Raw genomic sequence first — 21,816 nt, forward strand, 5'->3', positions numbered from 1 at the left:
ACAGCAGGTTGTAGTGGAGCTGCTCCAGCAGCAGCCTCTCGGATCGGATCCCGTAAAACGCCTGCAGCAGCGAGGCCAGCAGCAGTTGCTCCGGCGGAACCGATGGTCTTCCTTCCAAGGCATACAGACTGCAGAAGGTTGGATTGAGCCGATCAAGCGCCTGATCCGCCAGCTTGCGAATCCGCCTGAGCGGATGGCTGCTCGGGATCCGATCCTCAATCGAGACGTAGGAGAACAAGGAGCCACTGCGCTCCTGTTGGCCTCGCATCAACGAATGGGCAGTTGATCCATTCTCGCAGAGGTGGCCGGGTTTTTCAGCGAACTCTTATGGATTCCGTCTCTCATGGGCCCTGTGGCGTCAATGGAGCTCCCTCCCTCCCGTGGCAGGCAGTGGGCGAGTCAGCCGAAATGGAGGTGAAGAAATATGAACAGACCTGACCAAAGGAGGTGCAGTCCGCTATCAGAAAAAGAAGGGTTCGCTAGAGTCGTCTGCGCCTGAGGGTGCCATGACAAAGCCAGAGATCCGGAGCAACAGTGGAAGTGGAATCACATGATGTCTTCCTTGACCGGAATCTCACAGGCTCTGACCCTTTGGACAGGTCGCCGCCCAGGTTCCTGGCGGCTGCTCTGCCTGGAAGGGATCGTGCTTATGGGCGGCGCTCTCGGCCCCTTGCTGATCGCCAATCTGATGATCGCAGACTCGGGCGCCTTGAGCGTGCAGGTTGCCCGCGTGACATACGAGTTCCTGGTCCTCGGTCTGCTGGTGCTGTTTTGGTGCGGCTGGTGTGAGGGGGGGTATCGGCTGGGTCGACAGCTGGGCAACTTCGCGAAGGTGCCCTGGAATCGTCGTCTGACCCTGGAACTCTGGACCGGTGTCCTCTTCAGCCTGCTTCTCAGCATTCTGACCTCCCTGAGCACCCTTCTCCCCCTGGTGGCCGTATTCCTCCTGTTCGGGGGGATCGAGTCCCTGAAGGCCTCGGGGTCGGGCCGGACGCTGTTCGCTTCCGTGTTGCGGGGGTTCCGTGAGAGTTTTCGCACTGTCAGTCTCGCTACACTCAGTCTTCTGACCCTGCTGGCGGTACCGGGCTTGCTCCTCTACCTGATCAGCCTGGTTCTGAGAATCCTCCAGATCAGCTTCCGGGATCTTCTTCTAAAGCCCAGCGGGGGCATTGAAAAGGTTGCCCTTGGAATATTCATTCTCCTGCTCGGGCTGCTTGGAGCCGGGCTTTTTTTCATGGCCAGGATGGATCTGGCTATGACCTACCTGAGAATCCAGCACATCCAAGTTTTGGACCCTTTCCCGCAGCTGGATAAGATGTTTATTCGTGTACGACAGTTCGGTCGAGTTGTGTTTGTGGTGGCTCTTTTGATCCTTTTCCTCTTTGGCCTGTACGAACTGATCACCTCTGAGCTCTTCAGTCGAAACTTCTTCTACATGACACTTGAGGTGAGTGTTGGAGTTGTCAATAGTTTTGTGCAAAGCATTATTGATCTGCTGACTAAGTTCGCTTTCATCTTCGTCATTTTAACGCTGATCGTGGGTCTTTGCGTCCTACTCGTCAACCTGGCAAAAGGAAACGAAAATGGAAACATAGGTCGTTCTCTTTCCCTCCTAGGAGGCCGGATACAACGTTTTCGCGAGTTTGTCAACGAGCAGGTCCGGATCCCTGGCCTGGCTATCCAGGTGACAACTCTCCTCAGTGCGGTTAGCCTCATTGCCACGCAGACCTATAGCAGAATAGTGGAGTCTCAGGCCCTTCGTATCGAGCAGCAGAGACGACAGGATCAACAGGTGAAGCTCCAACAGCAGCGGCAGCAGAGTTATGGCGACGGCGCCGATGATCAGATCAGCCGTTTCCAGCAGAACCTACAGACCCTGGTGAGCAAGGATCGAAGTGATCGCGGTTGGCTTGATCTTGACCGCCGTGGCCAGGTAGCTTCCCTCACCCGGGATCTGACGCGCCAACTTAAGTATCCTGAAGGCAATTCAGATGGCATGCGGCGCGCCAGGGTTTTAAGATACCTCTACGATTCTCGCTTCTTGATTCAGAATGAATCCGTAGTAAATGGGTCTAAACCAACCTGCCAAGACGCTCTTTCTGAGATAATCTCTGAGTTAACAAAGCAAAACAAGTCGCCCAGAACTCTTGAAACGCTTAGCCAGTACGAGCTTGACAACAGGTTGATCGGTTACTTACGAGCCAACCCGAAATGCGATCTGGCGAGGCTCGTTCCCAAAGGAATAGATTTTTCTGAAGCTCGCTTAGAAAAGGCCTTCCTCAGAAAAGTCAAGCTCCCATTCATCAACCTTGAAGGTGCTGATCTGAGGAACGCAGAGCTTAGCGGAGCCGACCTCCGCTTTGCTCATCTGAAAGATGCCAATCTTAGCGGAGCAGATCTGAAAGGCGCACGGCTAGATTTCTCTAATCTAGCCAACGCCCAGCTAAGTGACGCGAAGTTGAACGGTGCCACCTTTAACGGGGCTATTTCATTCTATTCAACTCGCGACGGCGATAGCAATCTCCCTGGCAGTCTTTCTTGGCAATTGACAAGGCAAAAACCAGAACCATTTGTAAAACAACCACCACTCCTCTGGTGTCCCCTCGAACCACGCAATAATGACCCCGAAGGCTCGACGGGAACCGAAGGCTTTTCACCAGATTCCGCCCGAATTGCCCAGGCTGGTGCCAAATGCAGCAATCGTTCTTACTCCGGGTACAAGCGTCGCAGCGATCTGATCCGCAATCGAAACTGGGCCAACGGTAATTTCAAGGGTACGACCATCAAGAACTTCCGCTTGAATAATATCGATTTCGCCAATGCCGATCTAAGTGGTGCCGTCTTCAAGTACGTACAACTTAATAATGTTGACTTTATAGGGGCAAAACTTGATGGAGCTCGCTTCGAGGACTGTGTGCTCAACAATGTCGACTTCACCGGCGCCAGCATCCCCCGAATGGTGTTTAAGGGCAGCTCTGTGGAGCGTCTTACGTTCCGGGGTTCACAGTATGTTTTGCCCATCGAACTGGGCGACTATGCCGATGACTTGCTTCTGCTGAGCGGCCGCAACATGGACCTCAGCCCATCCAGCAACCAGAGTCCCCCATCGCGGCTCGCGCAGAAGCTGCTGCTGCCGTTGCTGCTGGCTCCGTTTCCCCTCCGCCCCAGCCGTGTGCTCATCTGGCTGGTTCCCTACAGCCCAGAACTTTTGTTCGCCAGTGAGGATCGTCAGTCGAATCCATGACTATCGATCCCGATCCTGATACCGATCTCGTCCCCCCCCCCCGCGCGTGCCAGCCTCCAGTGTTGATTCGGTGCTGGGGCGCTTATCGCTGCCTCTGGGGGTGGGGGTCCTCGTAATCCTCGGATGCATCAACGGCATCGGTGCCTGGCCGGCCTTCCGTCAGCAGGACACCAGTGTTCTCCATTGGATCCTGGCCAGCAATTCAGAGGCCCTGAGAGGTATCAGCCATGAAGAGAAGTCCGAAGGCTCTGATCCACTTAAAGATCTGATGAAATCTCTTAAGGGCTATCTGACCCTGGAGAACATGAACCTCTCGGGCCTTAATCTGTCCTCTTCCGATCTTGGTGACATGAGCATTGAGAATGTTAACTTTTCAGGTGCACGACTAGTCAGTGCTGATTTCAGCTGTTCTGATCTCACCAATGTCAATTTTGGTGGCGCCAAGCTGATGCATGCCAAGTTCGACTACAGTGACTGCAAGGATCACATCTCAACTAGGAGGCCTCATTGCAGCAAGATAGATCGGGACGAAGTCAATTACGCGAAATCACCCTTCGGCTGGCCGAAGAAGATCACTTGCCTGGAGGGACGCTTCGTCGGGGCCGACTTCTCTGACGCCCAGATCCGTGGTGATAAGGGTCGTCGTTTTCTGAGTGACGACAAGCATTATTGTAGTCAACTTCTGGTTTTGGTCGGCGACATGAGCGGAGCCAGCTTCAAGAATGCGATGTTCACCTGCGTGGCTTTGATTCATAGGCCGGCGTCTGCAACCCCTGTTTCCCTTGCGTTTCCAACGTTGCTTCAACTCCAGCGTTGGCTTCCCTGGCTCACCAATTCTGGCGAACCGTCCAAGAATCAGCCGGATAACAAGATGGGGAAAGTGAATGATCAATTTGTGACTTTCAATGGCATCAGATTCGAGGAGGCTCGTCTAGACCGGGTAGCTCTGCTCAAAGGCCCGTTCAGGTTCAGTCAATTCGAACGCACTAAACTGATGGGGCTGTTCGTGAACATCAACCCTGACAAGGTCGATCTTGACTATTCCAGGTTCAACGAGGTCCAATGCGAGGCGCCACGCAGCCAAGCATTTTCTGAGTCTCCAGCTAAACCGATTACGTATTGGCCTTGTCTGTTGGTGAAGCAGGACAAACGTAACGGTACCCGGGCCCTGCGCCTCAACTTTCTCTGGAGCACGCTTGTAACTAATCTAAAGCCATCCGACAAAGATAAGTTCCTCTGCACTCCCAATAAGGATCTCCCTGCAAGGATCGAGGACAAGTGGATAGAAATCGCCAGCTACTGGCTGTCACCGACAGGTTGGCCGACCGCCGATCGCGAACAATTAAATTGTCCTGTCGATTCTAAAGAAGCTAAAGAGCCTGAACCGCTTCAACAGTCTCACGTGCTGTCACCGAGAAAAACGGTGAAGTGAGGCCTCAAGTTTCAGAACCTCCTGTAGAGCATCCCATCTGGCTCTGCCTTCAGTTGCTTACATGCCCAGCAGTGCCGCCAAAAACCTTTCCTGAGCCCCCTGGAAATGCTGACAGCATGGGTCTTGGTCGGAATAAGACCCCCCATGCCCAACACTCAAGTCTCGGTGCGCCTAACAGCAACATGCAAACGACAGGTGCGTACGCTACTTTCCGTGCCCGATACAATGCTCGCTTCTGATGTTGAGCGTTAGGCCACGCACCCCCCACTTCTAGCTACCGTTTGCATCGAGCCCCTCTATCCTCCCACTACGTTTACGATTGCCGGGCAATCAAACCTGATCCGGCTAATATTTTGGCCTCACGAGTTTCTTTACCAGCCTGTGAGCACAAGCGTTTATGCCCCCCAAAGCCTATTCTAACTTCGAAAGAGTAAACCAAGCCAAAGCCAAAAGGGAATTGGGCCTCAATTATGAATTTACGCAGACTACAGCTTCCTAGTGTGACTCCAGACGGGACGCCTCCCGATTCCTTAAAATGGAATACCGTTTCTGAATACAATCCCATATTCTGGGAGCTGAACTATCATGCAGGCCGATACTTACGCGATACTCCAGTTGATGAGCTTAAAAACCGGTACAACAGTATTTTGCGGAACATCCTGTCACTAGTATCAGATGAAGGGGCAGCGAAGCCAATAACTTGGATTGACAGTTCTTGGTATTGGTTTAAAAAGGAGCATCAGACACGGTTGGAATTTGAGATCAGATCAGAGATGTTACCTTGCGAACCTCCTTGGAACATCCATTTCAATAAAACATACCATGATGCTCCATTGCGGCCAAAGCATTTCAATTCGGGCGACGTATTGTTTCGCTATCACAAATTGAAATATCTCAATCAGGTATTAAGAGATGGTCAGCTTCGCTTGGGGCAAGCCTCGTCTTATGAATTCATAGAAAATGATGAAGCTCGCCAAGACGTCGAAACCAGCAAAGATACACTGCACGGAAGCTCATCTGTACGAATAACCACAGAATCGGGGGAGGAGGTCCCAGTAATTGGTGTTCTTAGAAAGACTGTGTCCTTGCCGAACTACTATCTCCTCAGTCTTTCGGGAGACTGGGATAGAGATCTCTTCGATGACTTTCAGGCTGACACATGCCTGGTCGTCAGAGATGCCAATAGCTTTATTGAACGAGTGAAACTATCGACCCAGATTCAGCTTCCAGGCTGGGAATGCTTTTTTGTACCGGTTCATTATTACGATCCTTACAATCATAGCTCGAATCATCCCATTGACCCAGCGATGTCTAAAGACTTTCGCTTTGCATATCAACGGGAGTTACGGTTGATATGGTTGCCTTCGGCTACGGCCGAATTAAAACCATTCCACTTTATTGAGATCGGCAATATAGAGGATATAGCATTCCTCTGTTCTAAGTAACCACTTGGAAGGCACGGGGAAAGAACCAGCCTTCTCAAGAGATAATTGCCTCGTGATCGAAATCATAGGCGGGGCATATTGATTGCAAGTCGATCGGTTGCGGTGCCGACGACGCGCAATCCATATCTGAAATGCGCACTATTTCCGAAAAGTCTTTGCCTGAAATGGAGAATATATTTCCTTGCCTGTCTCTGCTCTGCTGAGTTTGCGTGCATTTTTAATTATCAGCAAGGGTAATTGAGCCCAGCGAAAACTACGTAGACAGCCGATCTAGCTTTTATCACCATGCAAAGAACCACATGTACTGGGTGCAAGCGCTCAGGGAGTATGCCGCGGTGCTGTTCAACGTATTGGGGAACGCCAGACCGGCGGTAAAGCTGGAGGCAAGTGCCAACTGCATAGAGCCCTTGAAGCGAAGGGTCTTCCCAAGATCGAAAGTCACCATATCACCGTCGTCCTGAGTAGGGCTGTACAGAGCTTAAGGATGCGACCCGAGACGGCAATCTATTCGGTAGCGGCAAGCCGGGAAAGTTTGGAGCGGATGGATCCTATCGTCGAGTACCACTTTATCGTCGTTCCAAGGATGTTGGATGTGGCTCAGCATCTTACGAGAGCGGGGCCTCCAGCAGGAGATGATTTGAGCTGATCTCAGCAAGGCCGCTTTGCAGCAGCGCGGACAATGATTACTTCCGGTGCTCTTGCTAAAACAATGATAGCTGTGGAGCCTAACATCAAGATACAGAAGACGGGAGCAGGGGGTGGTCACTATCATCGAGGCCCCTGCCCGCTTCTGATCTTGGCGTTAGGCGGACGTTTGAAGAGCGATGGGTGATAGCCAAGGGTGGCTAGAATCTGCTGACCGGCAGAAACTTCTACCGGATTGTGTATCTTTGTGTACAGGTGGTTGTCTGACCCGTGAACCACGGCTAGAAAAAAGTACGCACCTAGCCAAAACCTATGCAGCATCTTAGTGCATCTTAGTTTTGATGCTGCTCATCAGCAGCGGTCACTGTGGTTCGCGGATGAGTCAGGCCACTGCGGTGTGGTTCTCGGAACCGCCCAATGACTAGTTTGGCGACTTTTGGCTTTGCGGCAAAAGGAGGTGTGTCTATGAGATAACTTGCAATTTTAAAAGAAGAAAAGATTTATTTTGTGCTGGTGGATGACCTTCCCGGAAGTAGAAATCGCCAGTCAAACTTCTACTTAACAACCACATAGGAGATTGATCATGCCAGATAACATCCAACGGCCAGTTCCGGTAAAGGAACTAGACCAGCATTTTGAGCCACGAGGCGCGCTCAAGGAAACGCCCATCGCCATCGAGCGTCGCTTCCATATTGCTGCTGACCGCGAGCCGCAGATCAAAACTCGGCTGGAGCGCTTAGACCTCGGTGACGGCAGACCCCAGTGGGAGGTGATCGTCGAGATCGACGGTGTCCGCGCAGGCGGTCGCGCCCTGCCGCCCGCGCTCAATGGCGAGGCCACCAAGATCGGCAAACGCCGAATCAGCGAGGAAGAACTCGCGAAGCATCTGACCGGCTTCGTGCCGGAACACCTTGGCTTCAACGCCACCCCGCAGGACATTCTGAAGAGCGTGAAACGCATCCGCCCAGCTGAGTCGAAACGGCGCGTCGCCACCACGGTCTTCGGTGCCGACAACCGCCGCGCCTTCCAGGACACGACCTACCCGTGGTCGACCGTCGGGTTGGTGCAGACTAACCGCGGATCTGGTTCTGGCGTGATGATCGGCCCGCGGCATCTGCTGACCGTAAGCCATGTCATCGACTGGACCGCGCCGCCTGGATTCGCGGCCGACTGGGTGCGATTCACTCCTTCGTTCTTCGACGGCAATGCACCCTTCGGCGAGGTCTATGGCTCGCACATCTACTGGTATGTCCAGGAAGACGGCGATGGCTTTATCTCGGGCAACGAAGGCAACTTCGACTATGCCGTGGTGGTGCTCGACCGGCGCTTGGGTGAGACGACCGGCTGGATGGGCGCACGGGGGTACGACGACGACTGGGACAATCTGGCCGCCTGGTCGCACATGGGCTATCCCGCAGACCTCAACAGCGGCCAGCGACCGACCTGGCAGGGCGGCTTCCGTGTCGACGGGACAGATGCCGCAGCGCAGTCCATCCTGCACCAGGCCGACGTGTTCCCGGGGCAATCGGGCGGGCCTGTGTTCGGCTTCTGGGTCGGAGACGTGGGGCCGCGCGCCATCGCAGTGCAGTCGTGGCAGACCAACGCAAACAATGGTGCAAGCGGAAGCATGGACATGCGTGACTTGGTGGCCCGCGCCCGAACCGAGTTTGCCTGACAACGCGGTAAAGTGTAATTAGTACGGCGCAATAGGCGGTAGCCGTATCGCGCCGTACGTTACTTACCCAAGCCTAACTAAACGCTCCAGCGGACTCGCTACCGCTCGCCGTTGAGCTTTTACGTTAGGCCCACCTGAAGCCTGCTTGTTGAGACGAAGTTGACGGACGGTGTTTCCGTAGCTACGGTAACGTGTGCAGTTCGTTTTCGACCCTGGCAAGGACGCGACCAATCTGGGCAAGCACGGCCTCTCCTTGGCGGCTGCAGCTGAGCTCAGTTGGGAAGCAGCACTCGTCTGGATTGATGATCGGGCTGACTATGGTGAAGTAAGGGTGGTTGCCTTGGCTCCAATTGGAGACATACTCTATTTTGTAGCCTTTGTCGATCGCGAGACGAAAAGGAGAATTATTAGCCTACGCAGAGCCAATCGCCGTGAGGTCAATCACTATGTCAAAGCCACTAAAGAAGATCAGCTTGAGGATGCCGACATTTGAGGAAGATCAGTTGATTACAGCGGCGGCGGAATCAGATCCTGATGCCCTTCCGCTTACAGAGGAGCAGATCAGCGCGATGGTCCCCATTCGCGTGCTTCGCGGACGTCCAAAGTTGGCAAATAAAAAGCAGCTGGTTTCAATCCGATATAGTCCTGAAGTTATTGACTATTTCAGGGCTTCTGGAGCTGGCTGGCAAGCTCGCATGGATGCTGTGTTGAAGGACTATGTCGTAGCTCACTCCACAGGTGATGCGAAGGGGGCCTAACATCAAGATTCAGAAGACGGAAGCTGAGGTAACCGCCAATTCCAAACTTTTGGCCCGCCGCTGATCTTGAGCGTTGGGCGGACCTCTGCCTGTTAAGTTCCTTTAGCCAGACCTCGTCCAACGGTCTTGGCCGCCTCTGGTCCCGCAACCAAATCAGCGCTGTCTCGATGTTCTGCTGCTCCCATTTGTTCAACTCAGCGCGGCTCGTCAGATCGGTGGGGAGCAGCCCCTCCAGCACATTGAGGTCTAGGGTCTCTCCCCTGCTACCGTCCCCTCCTTCAATCCCACAGGCGGGTGCTCCGGGTGCGCAGTAGCTCCTCCGCCAACTCGTTAAGGCGTTCATTGCCAGGGGTGCCGGGTGCTTGGATCTGTTGAGCTTCCAAGGGCATCCTGCGGCCGGCGCGCTGCTGAGCCGGCGCGCAAGGCTCAGGGCCTGCTGCCAGCGCATCTCCCGCAGCGGCCGCCTGGGCACGAGCACGTACTGCACGCGCAATCCATTTCAGCGCCAACCCACCTCAGGGTGCTCAGAGGGTGATGGTGAGGTGGTGCCCTGGCAGGCGCTGATTAACTTGATCGAGCCTCACTATCCCAAAGCGAGCAAGAAAGGCGGCCGTCCTCCTTATCCGCTGGCCACCATGCTGCGGGTTCATCTCCTGCAGCAGTGGTATTCGCTCAGCGACCCGGCCATGGAAGAGGCCCTGATCGAGGTGCCCACGATGCGTCGCTTTGCCGGCATCGAGCTGATCAGTGACCGGATCCCTGATGAGACGACGATCCTGACCTTCCGCCACCTGCTGGAGAAGCACAAGCTGGGGGGTAGTTCTTTGAGACCGTCAAGACTCACCTCAACGCTCGGGGCATGATGATGCGGCAGGGCACCATTGTTGATGCCACCTTGATCGCGCCGCCCAGTTCCACCAAGAACAAAGAGGGGAAGCGGGATCCGGAGATGCACCAGACCAAGAAGGGCAACCAGTGGTATCACCGCAGCGCGGAAGGCTTCGCTTACGGGATGAAGGTCCATATCGGTGTCGATAAGGACTCACGCCTGATCCATTCAGCGGTCACTACAGCTGCCAACAAGCACGACCTCCCCCCCGCTGCTGAGCTGCTGCATGGCGATGAGGAGGTTGTTTACGGCGATGCCGGCTACCAAGGCATTGCCAAGAGACCCCAGATGGCAGGCACGGCAGCGGAGTTTCGGGTGGCGATGCGACCGGGCAAACGCCGAGCCCTCCCTGATACCCCCGATGGCAGGCGGCAGGATCTGATCGAAGCAGCCAAGGCACATGTCCGCGCCAAGGTCGAGCACCCGTTCCGAGTGATCAAGCAGCAGTTAGGCCTTCAGAAATCACGGCTGCGTGGCTTGGCCAAGAACCGTTGCAAGATCAATCTGCTTGCAGCCTTGACCAATCTGTTCCTGGCACGGCGGCAGCTTCTCGCGACAGCCTGAGCATGGCAATGGTGTGTTAAAACGCCCTAATTCAGCCACAACAATCATCTCAACAAGGCTGAGAATGAGTCCATAGAGCCGCCAAACATGCTCTGAGTGGCAGATCAGGTCTAAAAGCAGCGTTGCCGGTCTCAACGAGCGCCAAAACCCCTGTTGCCCAGAGCTTCCCTAGCGCTTTAGTTGTTCGAGGTTGGCGATGGTGCGCCGCAGATCCCCTTGGTAGTAAGGGTTGCTGGCCGCCAGGGGGCGCACCAACTCCAGGGATTCCTCCAACAGGGCTCGTGCCTGATCTTTTTGCCCCATCAACAACCGCAGATACCCCAGATTGCTCAACGCCCGGGCCAGATCACCACGATGGGCCGGGCTGTCCTTCACCAGCGCCCGCAGGAGTCCCACGGTTTCCACCAGGGGTGGCAGGGCCTCACGCAGCTGGCCCAGTTCGCCATGGGCCTTGCCCAGGTTGCTGAGGCTGCTGGACAGGTCGGCGCGATCCGCCGTCTGCGTCTTGACCAGCACGCGATAGAGGCTGACCGCTTCTTGCGTGGGGGCCAAGGCCTCCTGACGGCGGCCCGCATCGCCGTAGGCCAGGCCGAGGTTGTTGAGCGCAATGGCCAGATCCAGTCGGTACTGGGGATTCGTCTGGGCCACCTCCCGCGCCATCGCCGCCGCTTCCTGGGAGATGGCGAGCGACTCCTCCAGGCGTCCCATGGCCCCGTAGCTCAACCCCAGGCCGATCAGGGCGCGGCCGAGATGGCGGCGTTGGCTTGTGTCGGAGGCCGCCAGCTCCCGCAGCAGGGCCACAGCCTCCTGGTTCGGGGCCAGGGACTGGGGCCCCTGACCCAGTTCTCTGCGCACCGTCCCCACCTGGAGCAGGGCGTTGGCGTGTTCTCCCCGCAGTTCCGTCTTGCCTCTCGCCAGGTCGCGAAGGATCTGCTCCGCTTCCAGGGCGGGATCCAGGGCCTCCTGCCGTTGCCCATCCGCAAGCAAGAGAACAGAGTTGTTGCTCAGGGCATCAGCCAGGCCAGCGCGGTGGAGGGGCTGCGTCTTCACCAGCGGGCGCCAGATCGCCACGGCCTCGCGGGAGAGGGCCAGGGCCTCCCGGGTCTGGTTCAGGCCGGAGCGCACCCGGCTGAGGGTGTGGATGGCCGAGGCCCATTCCCTCTGGTGCAGCGGGTTGGTCTGGGCTTCCTCCCGGAGGCTCGCCACCGCCTCCTGGGCTGGGGCGAGGGCGTCCCCGGGACGGTCCAGGGCCAGGTGGCGGCGGGCCAGGCTGTGCAACGACCAGGCCAGTTGGGCGCGGAAGGCAGGCCCCTTGTCGGCCAGCGCCCGAAACATGGCCACCCCCTCCTCGGTGGCTGCCAGGGCCTCCCCGTGGCGGCCCTGATCACTGAGCTGGTTGCCCAGGTTGACCAGGTTGGCCGCCAGTGCGGCGCGAGCCTCAAGATCGCTGGCCGGGAGATCGGGCACGGCGGCGACCGCTTCCAGACCGGGTGCCTGGCGCAGGACTCCCGTGCCGAGGGTGCTTGTTGGCCGCGCCTGGACGGCCTCCACGGCGAAGGCGGCCGTCAACAGCATGGGCCAGGCCGTGTGGTGTGTCGCCAAACGCATGGCTCAACCGGAATGGGAAAGGACACTGGACTGGAAGGATTCTGATGCAAGCCGCGCCTGCCATCGATGACGATCGAACGGCTTGCTCCGCTTGTTGCACTGGCATTGATCGACAGCACGAGCTTCGGCACGTTGCTGATTCCCCTGTGGCTGATGTTGGTCCCCGGTCGCCTGCGCCCGGGGAGGATTGTGTTGTTCCTGGGCACCGTTGCCGCCTTCTATCTGCTGTTGGGGATGGCATGGCTGCTTGGAGCTTCGATGTTGTTCGATGCGTTGCAGGAGGCGGGAGACTCAACACCGCTGAGGATCGCCCAGCTGGGCGCCGGTAGCGGACTGATGGCGCTCGGTGCACGCATGGAGCCCTGGACGAAACCAGGCAAGGAGCGTCGCGCCGCTCGCCGGGCGGCAAAGCAGGCCCGCACCGGGCCGAGTCTCTTCGTGCGGATGCGGAGGTATGCGACCGATCCGTCAGCCCCCGTCGGAGCGGTCATCGTCTTTGCGTTGACGGCGGCCGTCATCGAGGCCGCTTCCATGATCCCGTACCTGGCTGCGATCGGCCTTTTAACTGCCTCGGAGTTGTCACTGCTGGGGCGCAGTGTGGTGCTTTTCGGTTATTGCCTGGTGATGATCACACCAGCGTTACTGCTGCTGGTGGCGCGGCTTTTCCTGCATGATGATGTTGCTCCTCTCTTGAAGAAACTGGAGTCGCTTTTGTCCCGTCATACGAACGGGGCGATGTCCTGGGTGGTGTTTCTGGTTGGCCTGTATCTGGCAGGCGACAGCTTGAACAGGCTTGTTCGGTGGTGATGGTGATGGCGTCGCTGGCCCGACAACGCATTTCAGCGGTGATCGGCCTCGAACGACCGGTACAGTGAGGCTGTCCGTGGCTGCGGCAGCTGCGAGCAAATGGTTGACGCACTTATGCTCGAGGCAGCAAACACGATGAGCAAACAGGCTGGTCACGAGAAACTCGATGCGATCTTCAACGCGCATCTCCAGGCTGAACTGGCAGGCGACCTCGACGCGACGCTGGCGACATTGTCGCCCAACCCCCATCTCGTGAATGTTCCCACCATGGTGGGCGGGCAGGGTCCGCAAGGTGTTCGCAGGTTCTATGCCAAGCGGCTGATTGGTCAGTTCTTTCCGCCCGATGTCGTTTTTGAAACGGTTTCGCGAACCTATGGCGAGCAACGGCTCGTGGATGAACTGATCATCTCATTCACGCATACCATCAAGATGGACCATATCCTGCCCGGAGTTGAACCGACCGGCCGCAGAGTTGAAGCCGTGTTTGTCGTGATCGTTGGATTCGAAGACGACAAGGTCGCCTATGAACACATCCTCTGGGACCAGGCGAGTGTTCTGGTGCAGTTGGGTTTGCTCGACCCGAAGGGTCTTCCTGTCGTTGGTGCCGGTGCCGCCGCCAAGTTGAGAAATCCGGCGCTGCCGGATCCGTTCTTCCAGGAGGGCTGATAGCCGTGACCTGCAGTTGGTCTCTCACCCGATGATGAAGGCCGTAGCGAATCGTGTTCAGGTGAAGGGTCCATGCACTGGTCCTCAGTGGTTTCCATCCAGCCCCGTGTGATGAACAACCAGCGTCGGCAGCCACCAGGGTGGGTGGTTCTTCTCCTGGTCGCCGGCTGCTTCGCGGTTCTTGGGTCTTCAAGCCCTGCCCTCAGCCAGGCCAGACAGGGCCGTGCCGCGCTCAGCGAGGCGGAGGAAGAGGCCAACTGCCAGCGGGTTTCGCAGATCGTCACCGCCAATGCCGCCCCCGTCCAGGAGGCCCTGGATCGGTTGGCCCGGCAACGCTATGGATGGTCCTTCTTCGAACTCAGCCCGGAGCAGCTGATGGCACTGGCCATGGCAGCGAATGTGCAAGGTCGGTCGATGACGGCGGCCCAGCAACAGATGGAGGAACGCTGTGCGGCCCACCAGCAACGGGGGATGGCCAAGGCATCCGCCGCTGCCGGTCTTCGCTCCCTCTTCGTCGCCCAGGGGTATCTGGATCGCTGGGGCCGGGAGCGGCTGGCTGGATCGGGGTGTGAGTGCCCTGGATTCCTGCCCGCCGCAGAAGACGTGGAGCAGAGCTGCCAGACCAGGGTCGTTTGCCCTGGCCAGCAGGGCGTTCAGCACCAGCCCAACGGCGGCCACCTGTCAGGAGGCCCTGGTGCGGGGCGATGGGCTGGTGCTGGCCGCCCATCGGGCCGGGCGCGACCGCTGCCTGGGCTACGCCCTCTCGGCCCGGACCCTCTGGGCGCTGGGGGCCGATCCGCGCTTCACCGACCTGCTGATCCGCTTTCCGGAGGCGACGCGCCTGCGCAATGAGGCCCGCATCGCCCTGCGCTACCTGCGCGTCGATTGCCGCGGCCTCTGAGGGATAGGGTCGTCGCTCTACTGGCTCACCATCCGTTGTGGCGAGGTTGCGTGAATGAATCGCCCCTGACGGTGCGCCGAGCGACAGACGCCGACCTCACGGTGCTGGCCCGCTTCGGCTTCGCCCTCGGCCAGCTGCATGTCGGCTTTGACGGGGAACGCTTCGCCGTGCCGCCGGGTGGCGAGCGCGCCTATGCGGAGTTTTTTCAAGCGGAGCTCCAGCGGCCGGAGGTCGTGCTGCTGATCGCCGAGGCCGGCCCCCACCCCGTGGGCTATGCGTTCGTGCGGATGGAGCCGATGAGCCTGGTGGAGATACGCCGTGCTGGAGCCTGGCTTCACGACATCTACGTGGATCCCGAGGCCAGGAGCGGCGGGATCGGCCGCCGGCTGCTCGAGGCGGCCAAGGAGGCGGCCCTTGCCCTGGGCTCCAGCAGCCTGATGCTCAGTGCGTCGACGCGGAATGCCGCCGCCCGGCAACTGTTCGAGCGCGCCGGACTGCGCCCGACCATGGTCGAGATGCGGATCGAACTGGGGGCGTGACACAGGAGTGCCGGCCGAACAGGTCGCTCGGCTGGCGAAGCGATGGCCTTCTGGGAGACCCCCCGCCGCCAGGTCCAACGAGCCCGTGCTGATCGTCCGCTGACCGGCCTAGGGCCCCCCGAGCAGCGGCACCAGTTCCCGCACCGCATCACCCGCCTTCAGGGTCAGCGCCAGCCCAGATCCGCCGCAGTCCTCCGGCGGTAGCTGGTCGGCGCTCAGCCGCAGGTTGCGGCCCTCGGGTCCCTCCAGCGTCACGCCGATCACGCCGGCGTCGCCCGCCTGCAGATCCACCAGGCCGTCGTCGCGCTCCAGGAAGCGCAGGCCGATCTGGCCCATGGCGCCCCGCTGGCAGGGCCGCAGGCTTTCGAGCTGCAGCCGCTTCACCTGGCCGCGGCGGCTGGCCAGCAGCACATCGCCGCCGGCGGCAGCCCGCGCCGCCCCCACCACCCGTTCGCCCGGCAGCAGCCGCAGCAGCATCGGCCCCTGGGCGGTGCGGCCCAGCACCGGCAGGTTGGTGTCGTTGATCGCCAGCCGCAGCACCCGGCCCGTGCTGGTGGCCACCACCAGATCCTCCCCCTCCTGGCAGGGCACCACCCGCTGCAGCGCCACCCCCTCCTTGAGCTTCAGCACGGTGGCGGGTCGGCCCGACAGCTCCAGGAAATCCTCGATCGGCAGCCGCTTGAAGCGCCCATCGGTGCTCAGCAGCCCGATGCTTCCCGACGGCGGCTGCGGCAACGGCAGCACCTGCACCACCGTCTCCCCTTGCAGGCTGTCGGGCAGGAAGCGTTCCAGCTTGCCGGGGTGCTGGCCGGCGAATTCCCAGCGCAGCAGGGCCACTTTGCCGCTGGCGCTGAAGGCCAGCAGGGCCGGCTGCTCGGCCACCGGCAGGATCAGCCGCGCCGGCGGCGGCTGCTCGCCCAGTTCAGCGGCGTCATCGAGGTGCAGCCGCCCCAGCACCTGCGGCGTCACGATCCGCACGGCGCCGTCGGTCTGGATCAGCAGCCGGCCATCGCCGGCCAGGGCCTCGAAGGCCTGCTGCCGCTGCAGTTCGGTGTTGGGCCGCACCGCCGCCGCCCGCTGGGCCACCAGGGCGTCGCCGCCCTCCACCAGGCGGGTGCGGCGTGGTGTGGCATAGCGCTTCCTGAGCCCCTTGAGCTCGTTCACCATCGTGTCGAGCAGGGTGTCGCGGTCGTCGCGCAGGTGCCGCAGTCGGGTGCGTTCCTCCTCCAGCTCCGCCGCTTCCTTGCGCAGCCCCTCCTGCTCCAGGCCCGTGAGCCGCCGCAGCGGCATGGCTAGCACCGCATCGGCCTGCCGCTCGCTCAGATCCAGGTGCACCTGCAGGCTGGCCCGCGCCGTGGCGGCATCCCGTGCCTCGCTGATCATTTCGATCACCCGCTTCAGGTCGTCGAGGGCCTTGATCAGCCCCTGCACCACTTCGAGGCGGTCTTCGCAGCGCTTCAGCGCGTGGTTGGTGCGCCGCAGGATCGTCAGCTCCCGGTACTCCAGGAACCGCAGCAGCAGCTGGCGCAGGTTCAGCTGCTGGGGCTGGCCGTTCACCAGCGTCAGCAGGATGGCGCCGAAATTGCTCTGCAGGGCCGTGCGGCGTTGCAGTTCCTCCAGCACCTTCTGGGGTTCGGCATCGCGCCGCAGCTCGATCACCACCCGCATCCCCTCGCGGTCGCTCTCGTCGCGGATGTCGGCGATGCCGCCGATCTTGCCGTCGTTGACCTGCTCGGCCAGCTTCTCGATCCAGCCCGCCTTGCTCAACTGGTACGGCAGCTCCGTTACCACCACAGCACCGCGGCGGTGGCGCCCCTTGCCCGGTTGCACCTCTTCGATGTGGGCAACACCCCGCATCGGGATGCTGCCCCGCCCCGTGGCGTAGGTGTCGCGCACGCCGCTGCCCAGCAGAACCTCGCCGCCGGTGGGGAAATCCGGGCCCGGCACCATCGCCAGCAGCTTCTCCTCGGCCAGGTCGGGCTTGCGGATCAGGGCGATCAGCGCATCCACCACCTCGCCCAGGTTGTGGGGGGGGATGCTGGTGGCCATGCCCACGGCGATGCCGGTGCAGCCGTTCAGCAGCAGGAAGGGCAGCTGGGCCGGCAGCACCGTCGGCTCCTGCTGGGAGCCATCGAAGTTGGGGGCGAAGTCGACCGTATCGCTGCCGATCTCCTCGAGCATCGCCTCATGGGCGATCGGCGCCAGCCGGGTTTCCGTATACCGCATCGCGGCCGGCGGATCGTCGTCCACCGAGCCGAAGTTGCCGTGGCCATCCAGCAGCGGGTGGCGGCTGGCGAAGGTCTGCACCAGCCGCACCAGGGCGTCGTAAACGGCCTGGTCACCGTGGGGGTGGTACTTGCCCAGCACGTCGCCCACCACCCGGGCGCACTTGCGGTACGGCCGGTCCGGGGTCAGCCCCAGCTCGTGCATTGCGAACAGGATGCGGCGCTGCACCGGTTTGAGCCCGTCGCGCACGTCCGGCAGGGCCCGTCCCACGATCACGCTCATCGCGTACTCGAGGTAGGAGCGCTGCATCTCCTGATGCAGGGCGATCGGTTGGACGCGCTCGTCCGGCATCCGGTCCTGGGGGTCTGCGGCTCAGGGCGCTCAGCCTACAGATGGTGCCCGTGGCGACCAGCTCAGGAGTCGTCGCTGCTGCCACCGTTGCCGTCACCGGCGGTGGCATTGGCCTGGGCCCGCTCCACCGCGGCCTTCAGTTCCGGCAGGGCCAGCAGCTGGGCGGTCACCGCCCGCAGCCGCGGCCCCCACAGCTGTTCCTTCTGGAAGCTGACCATCACGTAGTTGGGCTCCTCCGCCAGGGCACTTTCAGCCAGCTTCAGGGCCTGGGCTCGCTCCGCCGGTCCGCGTTCGAACAGGGCCGCCGCCAGGGCCAGGGAGGTTTCGGCGATGTCCGGCTTGATCTTCAGCACCCGCTGCCAACGGCCGATGGCGTCGGCGGTGCGGCCTCTCTCGAACAGCACCAGGCCCTGGTTGTTGATCGCTTCCCAGAAGTCCTTGCGCAGCCCCGCGGCCTTCTCGAACGAGCCCAGGGCCGCGTCGGTGTTGCCCAGAAGGATCTGGGCATTGCCCAGATCGAAATAGGCACCGGCGTTCTTGCCATCCAGCTCAATCCCTTTGCGCAGCAGGCTGATGGCGTCCTGGGGCTTGCCGTTGCGCAGGGCCAGGGAGCCTTCGGCGAACCAGATACCGGCGTTGTTGGGGTCCAGCTGCTTGGCCCTGGCCAGGGCCACCACCGCCTTGTCCATCTGGTTGCTGCGCAGTTCCGCCTCCGCCAGCAGCACCCAGCCGCGGGGATCGTCCGGCAGCAGCCGCACGGTCAGCTCCGCCAGCCGGGCGGCATCCTCCGCCTGACCGAGGCGCAGCAGCCGTGCCGCCGCCTGGGCGATGCCCAGCCCCGCCCCCTCCAGTTCCTTTTCCTGGGGCAGGTACACGAACGGAACCAGCGCCTTGGCCGGCGTGGGGAGCACCGTCAGCGGCAAGGCCAGGCAGAGGGAGGAAAACAGTCGCCAGAACCGCCTGCCCACGCAATCACCACGAATCGCGCCAGCCTAGGGAGCCGTCCCCCTTTGTCCCCCAGCGCCCGCCAGCGCCGCCATGATGTTGCGCCGCCACATCGCCGGCCGGATCCGCCGCAGGGCCGAGGCCCGCAGCCGTTCGTCCCAGTCGGCGTCGCTCCAGCCCAGGGCCTCCTCACCGCGCAGATCCAGTAGCCACGGGCGCGGCTGCACGTCCGCGTCAGCGGCGATCGGCAGGGCCTGGTGGTTCCAGGGGCAGACCTCCTGGCAGATGTCGCAGCCGGCCACCCAGCCCTCCAGCCGTCCGGCGATCGGCGCCGGCAGCGTTTCGGCGCGGTTCTCAATCGTGTGATACGCCAGGCAGCGGCGGGCATCCACCACGAAGGGCTCGTCGATGGCGCCGGTGGGGCAGGCGTCCATGCAGGCGGTGCAGGCGCCGCACAGGGGTTCGGCCGGGCGGTCGGGTGGCAGGTCGAGGCTGATGAGCAGGTGGCCCAGCAGCATCCAGGAGCCCCGGCGGCGATCGATCAGGTTGCCGTTCTTGCCGATCCAGCCCAGGCCCGCCTCCTCCGCCCAGGCCTTGTCGAGCAGGGGCGCACTGTCGACGCAGGCCCGCCAGCGGGCGCCCGGTGCGGCCTCCTCCAGCCAGCGCCCCAGCTGCCGCAGGCGCCCATCGATCACCCGGTGGTAGTCGCGCCCCCAGCCGTAGCGGGCCACCCGCAGGCTTCCTGGGGCCTGCTCCTGGGCCACGTGGTAGTTCCAGCCCACGGCCAGCACGCTGCGCACTCCCGGCAGCAGCGCCTCGATCCGCTGGCGGCGCGGGTCGTTCATCCAGCCCATCCCCGCCTGGTGGCCCGCCGCCAGCCAGCGCTCCAGGGCGGCGGTGCGCAGCGGCAGCCGGGCCCCCCCCGGCACCGCCGCCAGGCCCACCGGTGCGAAGCCCAGGGCCTCGGCCCTGGCCCGCAGGCCCGCCGCCAGGGCGCCAGGGGAGTCGGGAGCGTTCAAGGGCTGCCGGTAGAGTCCCAAGAGTCCGACCCTCCGTGAGTGGCTGCCGTTTCCTCCTCCCGTTTCAGCCCGCTGTTGCGCTGGATGGGCCTCACCCTGGTGGTGTTGCTCGTTCTGCAGCTGGTCGCCGTCCTCAGTCTCTGGGACTGGGAAGAGGAGGCATTTCGCCAGCTGGTGGTGGAGCGACTGATCAGCCAGGCCCCCATGGGTCTGATCGGTCTGCTGCTCATGTACCTCTCCTCCCGCCTGGAAGACCAGTCGGAGGGGCGCACGCCCGTCCTCTGGACGGTCTGCATCATCAGTGGTCTGCTGGCCGTCCTGCTGACCGCCTCGCTGCCGATCACCTTCGGCGGTGACCAGCAGATGCAGCAGCAGAACGACCAGCAGATCGCCGCCAAGCGCGGCCAGCTGGAGATGGCCCGCCAGCAGAGCAAGGATCCCGCCCTGCTGCAGCAGCTCATCAAGCAGGCTGAAGCCACCGGCCAGGTGCCCCCCGGCGCCACCGATGCCCAGAAGACCCAGTCGGCCCGGGCCTTCATCGATCGCCAGCTCGACCAGCTCGAAACCCAGTTCAAGCAGACCGAGCAGACCGGGAAAGTCACCCTCAGCCAGCGCCGCTATGGCGGGTCGCTTGGCGCGGTGGTGCTGATCATTGCCTTCACCATCCTTTGCCTCGGCAGTGTCCTGTAAGACCCCCGTGGATCGTTACCGTTAGGGTTTCGCCCCTACGGACCCCTTCTTCCATTGGTCCCATCCAGTAGTTCCAGTTCCGACCAGCCCCTGGGCAACCGGCTGCAGCAGGATCTCAAGAACGATCTGATCGCCGGCCTGCTGGTGGTCATTCCGTTGGCCACCACGATCTGGCTGGCCACCACGGTGAGCCGCTTCGTGCTGGCGTTCCTCACCTCGATTCCCAAGCAGTTCAACCCGTTCAACACCCTCAACCCCCTCCTCCAGGACCTGATCAACCTGGGGGTGGGGCTGCTGGTGCCCCTGCTGGGAATCCTGCTGATCGGCCTGATGGCCCGCAACATTGTCGGCCGCTGGTTGCTGGAGTTCGGTGAGGGGACCCTGCTGCGCATCCCCCTGGCGGGCTCCGTCTACAAGACCCTCAAGCAGCTGCTGGAAACCTTCCTGCAGGGCAACTCCAGCCGCTTCCGGCGGGTGGTGCTGGTGGAGTATCCCCGCGAAGGGCTCTACGCCGTGGGCTTCGTCACCGGAGTGATCGGCACCGCCATCCAGTCCGATTTCGGCGAGAAGATGCTCAGTGTCTTCATTCCCACCGCCCCCAACCCCACCACCGGTTGGTACGCGGTCGTGCCCGAGCGCCTGGTGAAAGATCTGGAGCTGAGCGTGGAGGATGCCTTCCGCACGATCATCTCCGCCGGCATCGTCAGCCCCGACGAGCGGGAACCCAACTCCAACCGCAGCTTCGCCAACCTCCTGGCCCAGCTGCGCGCCCCCCAAACCCCCTGATGCAGAGTCGCACCCTTGCCCGTGAACTGGCCCTGCTGATGCTGGGTCAGGTGAGTGATCGCGGCAGCGGGGCCGAAGCCCCCACCGGCTCCTTCGATCAGCTGCTGCAGCAGGCTGTCACCACCCTCAGCCAGCACGTGCGCGAGGCCCTCGACCGCTCCGCCGAGGATCTGCAGCAGGCCCAGCAGCGGCTGCTCGACAGCGAGCTGCAGGACCAGGGCGAAAAGCAGCTGCCCACGGTGCGGCGACACCTGCAGGACGGCCTCACCAACGCCGAGCAGGCCCTCAATCGCCTCTCGGCCAGCCTGGAGTTGCCCCGCCTGCTGCTCCTGGCCGATCAGGACGCCGTCCGGCTCGACGCCATCGCCCGCAGCAAGGCGGTGCTGCGCGACCGTGAGGGCCTCGACCGCCGCATCGACGCGGTGATGGAGGGCTGGCGGCTCACCCGCCTGCCCCGGGTCGACCGCGACATCCTGCGGCTGGCGGTGGTCGACATCGAGGACTTCGCCACCCCCGCCGCCGTGGCCTGCAACGAGGCGGTGGAATTGGCCAACCGCTACAGCGACGACCAGGGGCGACGCATGATCAACGGCGTGCTGCGGCGCTTCACCGCCGCCCGGGTGTAG

General features: G+C 61.4%; 19 protein-coding genes. 14 read left to right on the top strand and 5 right to left on the bottom strand.

Annotated elements, in window-relative coordinates; translation table 11 throughout:
* Positions 1-268 (bottom strand): transposase (locus tag KBZ12_RS15690; protein WP_254958937.1); only part of this gene is annotated, 268 nt, incomplete at its 3' end.
* 381 nt (positions 269-649) lie between these two features.
* On the opposite strand from KBZ12_RS15690, the gene KBZ12_RS15695 reads away from it, so the two are divergent.
* From KBZ12_RS15695 to KBZ12_RS15720, 7 genes are all read left to right on the top strand, one after another.
* A complete protein-coding gene (locus KBZ12_RS15695) occupies positions 650-3,244 on the top strand; it encodes a pentapeptide repeat-containing protein (RefSeq protein ID WP_254958938.1) in 2,595 nt (864 codons plus the stop codon).
* A 46-nt stretch (positions 3,245-3,290) separates the two neighbouring features.
* Positions 3,291-4,676, top strand: coding sequence for a pentapeptide repeat-containing protein (locus KBZ12_RS15700; protein ID WP_254958939.1), 1,386 nt, complete (start codon positions 3,291-3,293; stop codon positions 4,674-4,676).
* A gap of 500 nt (positions 4,677-5,176) precedes the next feature.
* Positions 5,177-6,121 carry a hypothetical protein gene (locus KBZ12_RS15705; protein ID WP_254958940.1) on the top strand — a complete coding sequence of 315 codons (945 nt, stop codon included), beginning with the start codon at positions 5,177-5,179 and terminating at the stop codon, positions 6,119-6,121.
* Between the two features lie 1,228 nt (positions 6,122-7,349).
* Positions 7,350-8,441 (top strand): serine protease, encoded by a 1,092-nt coding sequence (locus KBZ12_RS15710; RefSeq protein ID WP_254958941.1) that lies wholly within the window; start codon positions 7,350-7,352, stop codon positions 8,439-8,441.
* Between the two features lie 193 nt (positions 8,442-8,634).
* Positions 8,635-8,934 carry a BrnT family toxin gene (locus KBZ12_RS15715; protein ID WP_254958942.1) on the top strand — a complete coding sequence of 100 codons (300 nt, stop codon included), beginning with the start codon at positions 8,635-8,637 and terminating at the stop codon, positions 8,932-8,934.
* On the top strand, positions 8,921-9,199 hold the full coding sequence (locus tag KBZ12_RS18735; RefSeq protein ID WP_396101382.1) for a BrnA antitoxin family protein: 279 nt from the start codon (positions 8,921-8,923) through the stop codon (positions 9,197-9,199). Before KBZ12_RS15715 ends, KBZ12_RS18735 begins: the two co-directional genes overlap by 14 nt.
* A 446-nt stretch (positions 9,200-9,645) precedes the next feature.
* Positions 9,646-10,652, top strand: a protein-coding gene (locus tag KBZ12_RS15720; protein ID WP_396101393.1) for an IS5 family transposase whose coding sequence is annotated in 2 segments (ribosomal slippage) — positions 9,646-10,027 and positions 10,027-10,652 — 1,008 coding nt in all. Because the reading frame shifts where the segments join, the coding sequence is not laid out codon by codon here.
* A 168-nt stretch (positions 10,653-10,820) separates the two neighbouring features.
* On the opposite strand, the gene KBZ12_RS15725 is transcribed toward KBZ12_RS15720, so the two are convergent.
* Entirely contained in the window at positions 10,821-12,227 is a 1,407-nt protein-coding gene (locus tag KBZ12_RS15725) for a tetratricopeptide repeat protein (protein WP_254958943.1), read from the bottom strand.
* A gap of 99 nt (positions 12,228-12,326) precedes the next feature.
* On the opposite strand from KBZ12_RS15725, the gene KBZ12_RS15730 reads away from it, so the two are divergent.
* From KBZ12_RS15730 to KBZ12_RS15745, 4 genes are all read left to right on the top strand, one after another.
* The gene (locus KBZ12_RS15730) at positions 12,327-13,067 is read left to right on the top strand and encodes a GAP family protein (RefSeq protein WP_254958944.1); all 741 of its coding nucleotides are present in this window, start codon (positions 12,327-12,329) and stop codon (positions 13,065-13,067) included.
* 99 nt (positions 13,068-13,166) lie between these two features.
* Complete coding sequence (locus KBZ12_RS15735) at positions 13,167-13,733, top strand: ester cyclase (protein WP_254958945.1); 567 nt, start codon at positions 13,167-13,169, stop codon at positions 13,731-13,733.
* Positions 13,734-14,301: 568 nt separating this feature from the next.
* On the top strand, positions 14,302-14,634 hold the full coding sequence (locus KBZ12_RS15740) for a hypothetical protein (RefSeq protein ID WP_254958946.1): 333 nt from the start codon (positions 14,302-14,304) through the stop codon (positions 14,632-14,634).
* Between the two features lie 50 nt (positions 14,635-14,684).
* Positions 14,685-15,173 (top strand): GNAT family N-acetyltransferase, encoded by a 489-nt coding sequence (locus tag KBZ12_RS15745; RefSeq protein ID WP_254958947.1) that lies wholly within the window; start codon positions 14,685-14,687, stop codon positions 15,171-15,173.
* Positions 15,174-15,281: 108 nt separating this feature from the next.
* On the opposite strand, the gene KBZ12_RS15750 is transcribed toward KBZ12_RS15745, so the two are convergent.
* From KBZ12_RS15750 to queG, 3 genes are all read right to left on the bottom strand, one after another.
* A complete protein-coding gene (locus tag KBZ12_RS15750) occupies positions 15,282-17,750 on the bottom strand; it encodes a DNA topoisomerase (ATP-hydrolyzing) subunit A (RefSeq protein WP_254958948.1) in 2,469 nt (822 codons plus the stop codon).
* Positions 17,751-17,812: 62 nt separating this feature from the next.
* On the bottom strand, positions 17,813-18,718 hold the full coding sequence (locus KBZ12_RS15755) for a tetratricopeptide repeat protein (protein WP_254958949.1): 906 nt from the start codon (positions 18,716-18,718) through the stop codon (positions 17,813-17,815).
* 24 nt (positions 18,719-18,742) lie between these two features.
* On the bottom strand, positions 18,743-19,714 hold the full coding sequence (gene queG / locus KBZ12_RS15760) for a tRNA epoxyqueuosine(34) reductase QueG (protein ID WP_254958950.1): 972 nt from the start codon (positions 19,712-19,714) through the stop codon (positions 18,743-18,745).
* A 39-nt stretch (positions 19,715-19,753) separates the two neighbouring features.
* Here queG and KBZ12_RS15765 point away from each other — a divergent pair, with 39 nt between their 5' ends.
* The 3 genes from KBZ12_RS15765 to nusB are packed head-to-tail and all read left to right on the top strand — an operon-like array spanning position 19,754 to position 21,816.
* Positions 19,754-20,404: an HpsJ family protein gene (locus tag KBZ12_RS15765; RefSeq protein WP_254958951.1), complete on the top strand. Its 651-nt coding sequence runs from the start codon at positions 19,754-19,756 to the stop codon at positions 20,402-20,404.
* Positions 20,405-20,458: 54 nt separating this feature from the next.
* Complete coding sequence (locus KBZ12_RS15770; protein WP_254958952.1) at positions 20,459-21,190, top strand: DUF502 domain-containing protein; 732 nt, start codon at positions 20,459-20,461, stop codon at positions 21,188-21,190.
* Complete coding sequence (gene nusB / locus KBZ12_RS15775; protein ID WP_254958953.1) at positions 21,190-21,816, top strand: transcription antitermination factor NusB; 627 nt, start codon at positions 21,190-21,192, stop codon at positions 21,814-21,816. Before KBZ12_RS15770 ends, nusB begins: the two co-directional genes overlap by 1 nt.

Origin of the sequence: Cyanobium sp. Cruz CV13-4-11 (assembly GCF_024346055.1) — a bacterium.
Lineage (GTDB): Bacteria > Cyanobacteriota > Cyanobacteriia > PCC-6307 > Cyanobiaceae > Cyanobium.

Coding starts and splice junctions, on each gene's coding strand:
- KBZ12_RS15695 (WP_254958938.1), top strand. CDS start 650: ATGGGCGGCGCTCTCGGCCCCTTGCTGATCGCCAATCTGATGATCGCA.
- KBZ12_RS15710 (WP_254958941.1), top strand. CDS start 7,350: ATGCCAGATAACATCCAACGGCCAGTTCCGGTAAAGGAACTAGACCAG.
- KBZ12_RS18735 (WP_396101382.1), top strand. CDS start 8,921: ATGCCGACATTTGAGGAAGATCAGTTGATTACAGCGGCGGCGGAATCA.
- KBZ12_RS15725 (WP_254958943.1), bottom strand. CDS start 12,227: ATGCTGTTGACGGCCGCCTTCGCCGTGGAGGCCGTCCAGGCGCGGCCA.
- KBZ12_RS15730 (WP_254958944.1), top strand. CDS start 12,327: ATGACGATCGAACGGCTTGCTCCGCTTGTTGCACTGGCATTGATCGAC.
- KBZ12_RS15735 (WP_254958945.1), top strand. CDS start 13,167: ATGGTTGACGCACTTATGCTCGAGGCAGCAAACACGATGAGCAAACAG.
- KBZ12_RS15750 (WP_254958948.1), bottom strand. CDS start 17,750: ATGCCGGACGAGCGCGTCCAACCGATCGCCCTGCATCAGGAGATGCAG.
- nusB (WP_254958953.1), top strand. CDS start 21,190: ATGCAGAGTCGCACCCTTGCCCGTGAACTGGCCCTGCTGATGCTGGGT.